The following is an 11730-nucleotide window of genomic DNA, read 5'->3' on the forward strand; positions in this document are numbered from 1 at the left end:
GGGTCACTGGCAGGTTGTTGACAATTTTTCAGGCAATGTCGGGCGACGAATCAGGTCGATAGAGGGCCAGTGCATTGTCACGCAGTGCCAGACGCGATTCCTCGGGGCCCAGCGCATGACGGATCAGGCCGATGTCATCCGGGTGAAAGGGTCGTGGTGCACGGGTAGAAGGCAGGTCAGTACCGAACATCAGGGCGTGGCGATTGCGTTCTGCAATTGCTGCCAGAGTGGCGGGGATATCGCAGTCGGTACGTCCGAATCCGGAGGCCTTGACCTTGACCCCGGCATCCACCAGTTCCAGCAGTAGTCCCAGCCCCTCCCGGGAAAGACCAAGATGGTCAATGACCACACGTGGCAGACGCGTCAGTAGTGCCTGATGGGAGGCAAGTTCACGCACGTCGCAATAGAACTCGACGTGCCAGTCGGCCAGTTCGAAGCAGCGCTGTGCCATGGCTTCGATCTGCTCGAAATCCGGTAAGGGGCCGCGATGAAGGTTGAAGCGCAGGGCACGGACGCCTGCTTCGGCCAGCGCCAGTATTTCTTCATCGGTAGCCTCGAAGGGCAGCTGTGCGACGCCGACAAAACCGGGTCCCAGCTCCATCAGGGCGGTGCGCAGCCACTGTTGCTGAAATCCCTGAAAGGAACCGGCCACTACTGCACCGCCGATGATCCCCAGTTTGTCGGTGGCCCGGTAGTAATCCTCGACGGTAAAGGGTGAAGGTCGATAGCCCTGGTTATCGATCAGTCCAAAGCGCGGATCGATGATATGACAGTGCGCATCGAAGCAGGTGGTGGCGCCGGTACGATGGGGCTGGCTCAGCGGGGTCACATTGTTTGAGGACATGGAGCTTCTCCCGGTCGACATGGCGGGGCAAGGGGCAGTATCGAGTGCCCCTTTTCTCTAAGCCTGAAGCAGTCGGCGCAATACAGCCAGCACCAGGACGTATGATAAACCCTGCTTCAGGTGGCATTATTCCAGTTGTCATCCTTTTCGAGGAGTTCCGGCATGTCGCTCGAGATCGCGCTCGCCATCCTGCCCGAAGACCTTCAAAAGCCGGTTCGGGAAACCCTTTCCCAACTGGACGAAGCGCTGTGTGCCGGGCTTGGTGAGAACCGATTACGCGAACTGGTCACGGTACTGGCCGGGTCGGTCTTCGTGGGTGAGGCATTGCGTCGGGACCCTCAGCTGATTGGTCGCCTGGAAGCGGGTGACGAGCTGGAACGGGCGCCTGCCAGCGCGCAGTTGAGCAAATGGCTGGAGGCGGCACTGGTTGAAGTCGAGGATGAGGCCGGCATGCACTCGGCGCTGCGGCGGTTCAGGCGTGATCGGATGGTCGGCATCATCTGGCGGGATCGCAACGACCGCGCGGATGCCTGGGTGACCGCTGCGGCCGTTTCACGGCTGGCCGAAGTTTGCGTCGAAGTAGCCCTGCAGTGGTGTGAACGCCATTATGAGGCGCGCTGGGGCCTCCCGAGTCCGGATGAAGAGGGGCGGCCCCAGCGCCTGGTGGTCTTTGGCATGGGCAAGCTGGGGGCAGGCGAACTGAATCTTTCCTCGGATATCGATCTGATCCTTGCCTATCCGGAGAAGGGCGAGACCGTTGGTGGCCGGCGCTGTCTGGATCATCAGGAGTATTTTACCCGCCTGGGTCAGAAACTGATCAATGCGCTGGATGCCATTACCGAAGACGGTTTTGTCTTTCGTGTCGACATGCGCCTTCGTCCGCTGGGCGAGGGTGGCCCGCTGGTGGGCAGTTTCAACACACTGATCAATTACTATCAGGATCAGGGGCGTGAGTGGGAGCGCTATGCGATGCTCAAGGCGCGCCCCGTGGCCGGTGACGTGGCCGCTGGCCGGGAGTTGCTCGAAACCCTGCGTCCTTTCGTCTATCGACGCTATATCGATTTCGGCGCGATCGAATCACTGCGCGAGATGAAGACGCTGATCAATCGTGAAGTGCGACGTCGCGGTCGCGAGGATGACATCAAACTGGGTGCCGGCGGCATCCGGGAAGCAGAGTTTGTGGTGCAGGCCTTTCAGTTGATCCGTGGGGGGCAGATGACAGAACTGCAGACCCCTTCGTTGCATCAGGCGCTGAGCCAGCTTGTGGCGCTCGACATGATGGGGCGTCGCGATGCCGAGTCGCTCGAGGCCGATTATGTCTTTTTGCGTGATCTCGAGCACGCCCTTCAGGCATTGCACGACCGCCAGACCCAGACGTTGCCCGAGGATGCGCTGGAGCGCAGTCGGCTGGCTTTTGCGCTGGGCGCGGATGACTGGACAGCACTTTGCGAACGCCTTGACGAAGTGCGCCAGCGTGTCCGCCAGCACTTTGACAGTGTTATTGCCCCGGAGGATGAGGCAGGGGAAGGCAGCGAAGAAACGTCGCTCAGCGAGTGGCGGGCATTGTGGCAGTCGGCACTGGATGAGGAGCAGGCCCTGGCGCTGCTCGATGAGCACGGTTTCAGTGATGCCAATGGGGCGCTGCGCCGTATCCGTCAGCTGCGCGACTCGCGGACGGTTACCACCATGCAGCGGATCGGCTTCGAGCGGCTGGAGGCGCTGATGCCATCGCTGTTTGCGACCGTGGCCGAGGTCGATAATCCCGATGTGACGCTGGAGCGTGTACTGACCCTGATCGAAGCCGTACTGCGTCGCACGGCTTATCTCTCCCTGCTGCGGGAAAACCCCGGTGCGCTGACGCAGTTCGTCAATTTATGCGCTGCCAGCGCCTGGATTGCCGAGCAGTTGGCGCGGCATCCAATGCTGCTGGACGAGCTGCTTGATCCGCGCACACTTTATTCGCCGGCTGAACGCGATCAGCTCGACGAAGAGTTGCGCAGCCGTCTGGCGCGGCTGGCGGAGGATGACGAAGAGGCGCAGATGGAGGCGCTGCGGCACTTCCGGCATGCTCAGATTCTCAGTGTGGCGGCGTCCGATATTGCCGGCGCACGGACTCTGATGCATGTCAGCGACTACCTTACCCTGATCGCCGAAGTGGTACTGCAGGCGGTCGTACGCATTGCCTGGCGAGCGCTGACGCGCAAGTATGGCCATCCCCAGGCGCGGGCTGATCGACCCACGGCAGACAGTGATGACGAAGTGGCCGATTTCCTGGTCGTGGGCTATGGCAAGCTTGGCGGTATCGAGATGGGTTATGGCTCGGATCTCGATCTGGTTTTCCTGCATGATGCCGAGCCCCAGGGGCAGACCGATGGCCCTCGGAAAATCGATAACAGTATTTTCTTTACCCGCCTGGGGCAGCGCATCATCCACATGCTGACCACCACCACGCCGGCTGGTGTGCTCTACGAAGTCGACATGCGTCTGCGTCCCTCTGGCGCCTCGGGGCTGCTGGTGTCAACGCTGGAAGCTTTCGCCGATTATCAGCGTCATCAGGCCTGGACCTGGGAGCATCAGGCGCTGGTGCGCGCCCGGGCGGTAGCCGGTAGTCAGGCGCTGGCGGCGCGCTTCGATGAGGTGCGCCGGGAAATTCTCTCCCGCCCGCGTGATCCGGCCACCCTGCGTGAAGAGGTGCTTTCGATGCGCCAGCGCATGCGTGAGCATCTTGGCAGCAGCGCCGGTGAGCGACGGGCCGGGCGTTTCCATATCAAGCAGGACCCGGGCGGCATGATCGATATCGAATTCATGAATCAGTATGCCGTACTGGCGCTGAGCCAGCGTTTTCCGCCACTGATGACCTTCACCGACAACATGCGCATTCTGGAGACGCTGGAGTCCGCCGGTCAGCTCTCTGCCGAAGAGACCCGGGCACTGCGTACCGCCTGGCTGGATTACCGCAATGCCACTCACCGTGCAGCGCTGACCCGGGCCGGATCACTGGTCGATGCCGAGCGTTTCAGAGGGCATCGCAATGCTGTCACTGCGCGCTGGCAGGCCCTGTTCGAGACGAGCGCTGAAGCGAACAGCGCTCGTAATGACATCGAATAGCGGGCAGGTTACTGCTCCTGGCGTGGATCGCGCCCGATCGGATGCGGCTCGCCACGGGCCTTTGCCAGCTCGATCTGGCGCTGGCGCTCGCGTGCGCCGGCACGGGTCTTTTCCGGCAGGCTGTCATGGCAGTGGGGGCAGCTGACGCCGGGCTCGTAAAAGGGCGACTGACGATCCTCGACCGAGATCGGGCGACGACAGGCATGACACTGATCGAAGTCCCCCTCCGACAGATCGTGGCGTACCGTGACCCGATCATCGAACACGAAACAGTCGCCTTGCCATTTCGACTGGGCCTCCGGTACTTCCTCGAGATACTTCAGGATGCCACCCTTGAGGTGATACACCTCCTCGAAACCCTGTTCGAGCATCCAGCTCGACGCTTTCTCGCAGCGAATACCGCCGGTACAGAACATGGCGACCCGGCGGTGTTGTGCAGGGTCGTAGTGCTGTTTTACATACTCGGGGAATTCGCGAAACGATTGCGTGCGCGGGTCAACGGCGCCTTCAAAGGAGCCAATCTCGACCTCGTACTCGTTACGGGTATCGAGCACCAGCACTTCCGGATCCTCGATCAGGGCATTCCACGCCTGGGGTTCGACGTAGGTGCCGACCTGGCGATTGGGATCGACGCCCTCCACACCCATGGTGACGATCTCGCGCTTGAGCTTGACCTTGGTGCGGTGGAAGGGGTGTTCGGAGGTATACGACTCCTTGTGATCAATATCCTGCAATCTCGGATCGGCTTTCAGCCAGGCCAGCAGCGCATCGATATTCTCGCGCGTTGCGGCGACGGTGCCATTGATACCTTCCTCGGCGAGCAGCAAGGTGCCTTTCACCGCGTGTGCGCGCATGACTTCCAGCAACGGCTCGCGCAGCGCCTGGTAGTCGGGCAGGGAGACGAACTTGTATAGCGCTGCCACCACAATGGGCGCAGCAGACTCGGTAGCGAGTGACATGTGAACTCCTGGCAGTCGCCCGCGTAAAGGGCGGACCGGGATAGTGAATCGGGCTGTCGGCTCGGGCCGATAGCGGGCCTATTCTACCGGGCGCATTGAAACGGTGCACCCGTCAGCAATGAGAGACGCTGATCGCGTGCGACGGCCATGCTATCGTCATGAAGCAGGACTGCGAACGACAATTTCCCCGCTGCAGGAGAACCCCGGCCGTGCTGAAGACCCCTTATCTGCTGTTTCTGGGCGATGCCCCTGATCCACTGGCTGCCAAGGTGGCGCAGGGTATACGTGACTGGCGACCGGAATATGCCCTTGGCCAGCTACGCCTGGCGGGTTGTCAGGCGGACATGAAACTGCCGGACATGAGCGTAGAACAGGCTGTGGCTCAGGGGGCAAAAACGCTGGTGATCGGCGTGGCAAACCGGGGCGGGGTGATCTCCGAAAAGTGGCTGGAAGTGCTTGAGCAGGCGCTGGCCGCAGGCATGGATATTGCCTCTGGCCTGCACAACCTGCTGCGTGACGAGCCACGGCTGGTTGCGGCTGCCGAGCGCCATGGCAGACAACTGATCGATGTGCGGGTGCCTCAGGTGAAGTATCCGATTGCCGATGGCAAGCCCCGTGCCGGAAAGCGCTGCCTCGCGGTCGGCACCGATTGCTCGGTAGGCAAGATGTATACTGCGCTTGCGCTGGACAGCGCGCTGAAAGCGCGCGATGTGAAATCGAGCTTCCGCGCCACCGGTCAGACCGGCATTCTGATCACCGGTGAAGGTGTGCCGCTTGATGCCGTTGTTGCCGATTTCATGGCCGGCTCGATCGAGTGGCTGACTCCGGCCAATGATGAGGATCACTGGGATATCATCGAAGGGCAGGGCAGTCTGTTCCATCCTTCCTTTTCGGGGGTGACGCTGGCACTGATTCACGGTGGCCAGCCCGATGCCCTGATTCTCTGTCATGAGCCGACTCGCACTCATATGCGCGGCCTGCCCGAGTATGCGCTACCGAGTCTCGAGCAGCTGCGTGAGACCGCACTGACCATGGCGCGGATCGTCAATCCTTCCTGCCGGGTCATTGGCGTGTCGGTCAATACGGCGGGGCTGGACGAGCAGGAGGCCGAACGGTATCTCGCTGACCTGGAGGCCCGGCTCGAACTACCCTGTGTCGATCCTTTCCGTCAGGGGGCCGATCGTCTGGCCGGGGAGCTGAGCTCATGAGTCGTGTCCGCGTGCATGTCACTGAAGAGGTCTTTCCGCTGGCGGAAGTCTTTACCATCTCCCGTGGCTCGCGCAGTGAAGCGCGGGTAGTGCATGTCATTCTTGATGACGGCACTCATCGGGGGCATGGGGAAGGCGTACCTTATAGCCGCTATCATGAGACGGTCGACAGCGTGATCGAGACGGTACGTGGTCTGGCCGGTGAGATCGAGCAGGGGCTTGATCGTGAGCAGTTGCAGACCCGACTGCCGCCCGGCGCGGCGCGCAATGCGCTGGATTGTGCCTTCTGGGATCTGGAGGCCAAACGTACCGGCAAGCCGGTCTGGCATTTGGCCGGGCTTGAAGCGCCGCAGCCGGAAATCACCGCCTTTACCTTGTCACTGGCCGAGCCATCAAGGATGCGCGAAAAGGCACGTGCTCATGCGCATCGCCCGCTGTTGAAGATCAAGCTGGGCGGTGAGGGCGATCTGGAGCGGCTGGAAGCGGTACGCGAGGGAGCCCCCTCGGCGCGCATCATCGTCGATGCCAACGAGGGCTGGTCAACGAGCGATTACGAGCGACTGGCACCGGTGCTGATGCGTCTTGGCGTGGAAATGGTTGAGCAGCCGTTTCCCGCATCTGACGACAGCGCGCTGGCCTGGCTCGAGCGGACCCTGCCGGTCTGCGCCGATGAATCCTGCCATGATTGTGCCTCACTCGATCATGTGGCCGGGCGCTATGACATGATCAACATCAAGCTCGACAAGACCGGTGGTCTGACCGAGGCGCTGGCGCTGCGTGAAGCCGCCCGCGCTGCAGGCTATTCAATCATGGTTGGTTGCATGGTGGGATCATCGCTTTCCATGGCGCCGGCATTGCTGGTCGCCCAGGGCGCCAGTGTGGTCGATCTTGACGGACCGCTGCTGTTGGCCGAGGACCGGCCCGGAGGCATGCAGTTCGATGAGACCGGTATTCATCCGGCCGACACGGCCCTGTGGGGCTGATATGAGCTTGTGGATCGATCTTTCATGGAACAGCGATGAGCAATAATTCCCTGCGTACCGTCTATGTCAACGGCGACTATCTGCCGGAAAATGAAGCGCATGTTTCGGTCTTCGATCGCGGTTTTCTGTTCGCCGATGGGGTCTATGAGGTGACCACGGTGCTGGATGGCCGGCTGGTCGATTTCGGGAACCACATGGCGCGGCTGCATCGTTCGCTGGGTGAGCTCGACATGACCCTGGCCACGGATGATAACGAGCTGCTCGCCATTCATCGTGAGCTGGTGCAGCGTAATGGGGTCGATCAGGGATTGGTCTATCTGCAGGTGACCCGCGGGGCCGCCGATCGCGACTTTGTCTATCCCGCCACGGGGACGCCGGCCACGCTGGTGCTGTTTACCCAGCATAAACCGCTGCTTGATGCCCCGGCTGCCCGTGATGGGCTGCGTGTAGTCTCGTTGCCCGATCTACGCTGGAATCGCCGGGATATCAAGACGGTGCAGTTGCTTTATCCTTCGATGGCAAAGATGGAAGCAAAGCGGCGCGGGGCCGACGATGCCTGGCTGATCGAGGGAGGCCAGGTCACCGAAGGCTCCTCCAGCAATGCCTGGTTGCTCGATCATGAGGACACCCTGGTGACCCGGGCATTGTCGCACTCGATTCTGCCCGGGATTACCCGCAGCGCAGTGATGGCCTTCGCCGAGGAGCAGGGCATGCGGGTCGAGGAACGCGGTTTTACCATTGATGAGGCAAAGGCTGCGCGCGCTGCTTTCGTTACCTCGGCGACCTCGTTTGTCACCCCGGTAGTCGAAATCGATGGGCAACCGATCGGCGATGGTCGGCCGCTGCCGGCGATTACCCGACTGCGTGAACGCTTTATTGAAGAGAGTCGCCGGCGCGCGATCTGAACAGGGAGTCGTCCGGGATCGTGTCATGGACGATAGAGACCGGTCAGCCTCCCTGCTCGCCATTTCGACTGCGCTCGCAACTCTATTGCTTTCTTCTCGCGCGAGCGCAATCACGCACGATTTTACACCGTGGCTGCGTCACTGAGTGTCAGACGGTAGGCGTCCAGACGTGGGGCAGAAAGCGGTACCCGTCCCCATCACGCACGATGTGGCCTATTCCGGGGAAGTCGATGTGATGCCCGGCGATCAGCTGCTGCTGCTCACTGACCTCTTCAAGCAGGGCTTCACGGGTGCGGCGCGCCTGGTCGCCGTCGACATCGAACAGCACGCCGGCCTCGGGACGAGCCAGCTGAATGTGCGGCAGGTGCACGATATCGCCCCAGATCAGCAGGGAGTCACCGTTGGATTCAACCCGGTAGCCGCTGTGATCGGGGGTATGCCCCGGGAGCGGCACGCGAGTAATGCCGGGTATGACCGCGTTGCCGTCCAGACGCTCGGTGCGGGCCTCAATGGCACCAAGAATGCGCCGTGCGGCGGCAAAATGTTGCTGCACGGCTTCACTAATGCCTTCGGGCTCTTTACCCAGCCAGAAATCCAGTTCACCACCAGGGACATGCACGGTGGCGTTGGGGAAGACAGGCTGGTCATCGCTGTTGATCAGCCCACCAATGTGATCGGGGTGCACATGAGTGAGCAGCACATCATCGATGGCTTCCGGGAGCACACCGATCTCCGCCAGTGCTGCGTTCATGCGACCGCTCTCTTCACCGGCAAAGACACCGAAGCCGGTATCGATGAGCACCAGTCGATCTTCGAGCCACAGCAGATAGGCATTAAGCGTAATGTGTGGGGGATCGGCACGCAGACTGCGTTCATGCAGGCCGGCGGCAGTCTCTGCATCAAGATTCTGTATCAGCCCCAGTGAGCCGGTCATCCAGGCATCCTGTAATGTGGTGACCACAATATCGCCGATAGCGATGTGATGCGCGCCGGTGGACTGGAGCCGAGGGCGGGGGAGCTCGCTGTTGCCTGTCATTCCGCGGGTCCTGTAACAATCCTGTTCGAATGGATAAGAGGGGCTGGCGCCCCGCCGGAGTGTTTGACAGCTTAGCGGGCGAGTGGTTTGGAGTCACGTTCAGTCTGGTTTCAGCATGGCTGGCGCTTCAGGTATAAAGCGTTGATTCGTGCGGGACGCCTGAAGGTGGTTGGCTCTTCGAAAAGATATCGCGCATTGCGTCATCCTTCATCCCGGCAGAGTGTGAACCGGGGTTGTCATTCTCCACCCCGGTGAAGAAAGTTGTTTTTAACTTCCTGTTTTTAAAGAGGTTGTTCCAGGTTTATGGTTGTCGAGAAGTAAGCGGTGCGCTAAGGTAACCCCCGCTGTGGGGGAGTAGTCGCTTCGTACGCACCGGCTGGCGTGTACGGAGATACCTGTCAACATCTTCAACGCTGTCGCGAATGGCGTTGTGGCCGGTATGATCGAATCGCTTGTGCGATACGCTCTGACGAGACCCGGGGCATGCCGACCCGCTTGTATGTAATGAGCGGGCATTCGACCCGGGAGATGTGATGGTGCAGGCTCTGCTCGTTTCCTTCGGCTCCGTGGCGCTGGCCGAACTGGGGGACAAGACCCAGATTCTGGCGCTATTGCTGGCCATTCGTTTTCGTCGTCCCTGGCCGATCTTCTGGGGCATCCTGAGCTCGTCGATTCTGAACCATGCCGTTTCGGCCTGGCTTGGGGGCGCGCTCTCTTCGCTGATCGACCGGCATTCGCTCGATGTCATGACCGGATTTGCGTTTATCGCCATCGGGTTGTGGATGCTCAAGCCGGATGATGATCCGGAACTCACCGAAGAGCGTTTGCGACTGGGCGTTTTCGGCTCGGCTTTTGTCCTGTTCACGGTCGCCGAGCTGGGCGACAAGACCCAGTTTGCCACTATTCTGCTGGGCGCCCGTTTTCACGACTTCCCCATGGTCACCCTGGGCTCGACGCTGGGCATGATGGTCGCCAATACACCGGTATTGTGGCTGGGCGCCCGTTTTGCCGAGCGGTTGCCTGTTCGGCCGATTCATATTGCCTCGACCCTGTTGTTTATCGCCCTGGGTGGGTGGACGCTGGCCGGCGCAGCCGGTTTGGCCTGATCGCACCTGGGGGCTGAATTCGACATGGCTGGAGGATCGAGCAAAACATCGAGAGAAACCAATACGGTATATCCGACACTTCTCGCCCATGCTTGAGGGTGATTTCAATACCCGTCCATGAGGAGGCGTTGTGTCGAGTACCATTCAAACCGTCAATCCGGCTACGGGTCAGGTCATCCGCGAGTTCGAAACCATTTCGGATCAGCAGCTCGATCAGCTCGTTGAGCAGAGTCATCAGGCGTTTCTCGACTGGAAGGAGCGTTCATTCGAAGAGCGTGCCGAGCTGGTACGTCGGGTAGGCGAGCTTCTGGTTGAACATCGGGAGCGTCTGGCCAGACTCATGACCGAAGAAATGGGCAAGCCGATCAGCCAGGGCCCGGGGGAAATCGACCTGTGCAAGGCGATTTGTGACTACAGTGCCGAGAACGCCGCTGGTGTCCTGGCCGATGAGGCGCGTGCCCTCGAGGGTGGTCGGGCATTGGTGACTTATCAGCCCATGGGTGTGATTTTCGGTATTCAGCCATGGAACTTCCCATTCTACCAGGTCATCCGCTACGCCATTGCCAATATCATGGCTGGCAATACCGTACTGTTGAAGCATGCGCCCAATGTCTGGGGGTGTGCCGAGGCACTGGCGGATATCTTCCGCGAGGCCGGTTTGCCGGAGCATGTGTTCAGCGTATTGTTCATTGCCGATGACCAGGCAAGCCGGGTGACGGCGCACAAGCGAGTTCGGGGGGTGACCTTCACGGGCAGTGCAGCGACCGGTCGCAAGGTGGCAGCGGCTGCTGGCGAGCACCTCAAGAAGAGTGTGCTGGAGCTCGGCAGTAACGATGCCTTCCTGGTACTGGAGGATGCCGACATCGAAAAAGCGGTGAACGCTTGTGTGATGGGGCGAAACTACAATAACGGTCAGACCTGCGTCGCTGCCAAGCGTTTCGTGGTCGTGGATGCCGTTTATGAGCAGTTTCGTGATGCCTTCGTCGAGAAAATGAAACAGGCCGCGTTTGGCGATCCCATGAAGGAGGACACGGCGCTTGGCCCGATCGCACGCAAGGATCTGCGCGACAATCTGCATGAGCAGGTGAAGGCGTCGGTCGCCAATGGCGCCGTCTGCACGGTTGGAGGCGAACTGCCGGATACGGATGGGTTCTTTTATCCTGCCACCGTGCTGGAAGAGGTCAAACCGGGGATGCCGGCCTATGACGGCGAGCTGTTCGGTCCCGTGGCGGCGCTGATCCGGGCCAGCGATGAAGAGGACGCCATTGCCATCGCCAACGATTCTGTCTATGGACTTGGCGGCGGTATCTTCTCCGAGGATGAGGCGCGTGCGGTCAAGCTGGTGCGTGACCATTTCGATACCGGCATGGTCAGCGTCAATGGGTATTATATCGCTCAGCCCAATCTGCCATTCGGTGGTGTGAAAGACAGCGGTTACGGGCGTGAGCACGGTGGTTTTGGCATGCGTGAATTCGTCAACATCAAGTCACTGATGATTGCTCAATGAAGTGCTTTTGACCGTGGGTCGCAAACCGCCGTCTCTGACGGCGGTTTTTTCGATGGGGGGACGCTTGCCCTCAA

Annotated in this window: 9 protein-coding genes; 6 read left to right on the forward strand and 3 right to left on the reverse strand. The window is 60.6% G+C overall.

Going from position 1 to position 11730, the window contains the following annotated elements; genetic code table 11:
• Window positions 1-28: 28 nt before the first annotated feature.
• Complete coding sequence (locus FY550_RS02860; RefSeq protein ID WP_070981524.1) at window positions 29-844, reverse strand: amidohydrolase family protein; 816 nt, start codon at window positions 842-844, stop codon at window positions 29-31.
• Between the two features lie 162 nt (window positions 845-1006).
• Here FY550_RS02860 and glnE point away from each other — a divergent pair, with 162 nt between their 5' ends.
• Window positions 1007-3952 carry a bifunctional [glutamate--ammonia ligase]-adenylyl-L-tyrosine phosphorylase/[glutamate--ammonia-ligase] adenylyltransferase gene (gene glnE, locus FY550_RS02865; RefSeq protein ID WP_070981526.1) on the forward strand — a complete coding sequence of 982 codons (2946 nt, stop codon included), beginning with the start codon at window positions 1007-1009 and terminating at the stop codon, window positions 3950-3952.
• A gap of 8 nt (window positions 3953-3960) precedes the next feature.
• On the opposite strand, the gene trhO is transcribed toward glnE, so the two are convergent.
• The gene (gene trhO / locus FY550_RS02870) at window positions 3961-4911 is read right to left on the reverse strand and encodes an oxygen-dependent tRNA uridine(34) hydroxylase TrhO (protein WP_149054345.1); all 951 of its coding nucleotides are present in this window, start codon (window positions 4909-4911) and stop codon (window positions 3961-3963) included.
• A gap of 209 nt (window positions 4912-5120) precedes the next feature.
• Between trhO and dgcN the strand changes: the two genes are divergently transcribed.
• Genes dgcN through FY550_RS02885 form a run of 3 tightly spaced genes read left to right on the forward strand, consistent with a single transcriptional unit; the run spans window position 5121 to window position 8007 of the window.
• On the forward strand, window positions 5121-6119 hold the full coding sequence (gene dgcN, locus FY550_RS02875) for an N-acetyltransferase DgcN (protein ID WP_070981528.1): 999 nt from the start codon (window positions 5121-5123) through the stop codon (window positions 6117-6119).
• The gene (dgcA, locus tag FY550_RS02880; RefSeq protein ID WP_070981534.1) at window positions 6116-7102 is read left to right on the forward strand and encodes an N-acetyl-D-Glu racemase DgcA; all 987 of its coding nucleotides are present in this window, start codon (window positions 6116-6118) and stop codon (window positions 7100-7102) included. The genes dgcN and dgcA overlap by 4 nt, the downstream gene beginning before the upstream one ends.
• 35 nt (window positions 7103-7137) lie before the next feature.
• Window positions 7138-8007, forward strand: coding sequence for a D-amino-acid transaminase (locus FY550_RS02885; RefSeq protein ID WP_070981536.1), 870 nt, complete (start codon window positions 7138-7140; stop codon window positions 8005-8007).
• Between the two features lie 148 nt (window positions 8008-8155).
• Here the strand turns inward: FY550_RS02885 and FY550_RS02890 are convergent, their stop codons facing one another.
• Window positions 8156-9043, reverse strand: coding sequence for an MBL fold metallo-hydrolase (locus FY550_RS02890; protein ID WP_070981538.1), 888 nt, complete (start codon window positions 9041-9043; stop codon window positions 8156-8158).
• 533 nt (window positions 9044-9576) lie between these two features.
• On the opposite strand from FY550_RS02890, the gene FY550_RS02895 reads away from it, so the two are divergent.
• A complete protein-coding gene (locus FY550_RS02895; RefSeq protein ID WP_070981540.1) occupies window positions 9577-10149 on the forward strand; it encodes a TMEM165/GDT1 family protein in 573 nt (190 codons plus the stop codon).
• A 130-nt stretch (window positions 10150-10279) separates the two neighbouring features.
• Complete coding sequence (locus FY550_RS02900) at window positions 10280-11656, forward strand: NAD-dependent succinate-semialdehyde dehydrogenase (protein WP_070981542.1); 1377 nt, start codon at window positions 10280-10282, stop codon at window positions 11654-11656.
• Window positions 11657-11730 lie beyond the last annotated feature (74 nt).

It is taken from the genome of Kushneria phosphatilytica (assembly GCF_008247605.1).
Classification (GTDB): domain Bacteria; phylum Pseudomonadota; class Gammaproteobacteria; order Pseudomonadales; family Halomonadaceae; genus Kushneria; species Kushneria phosphatilytica.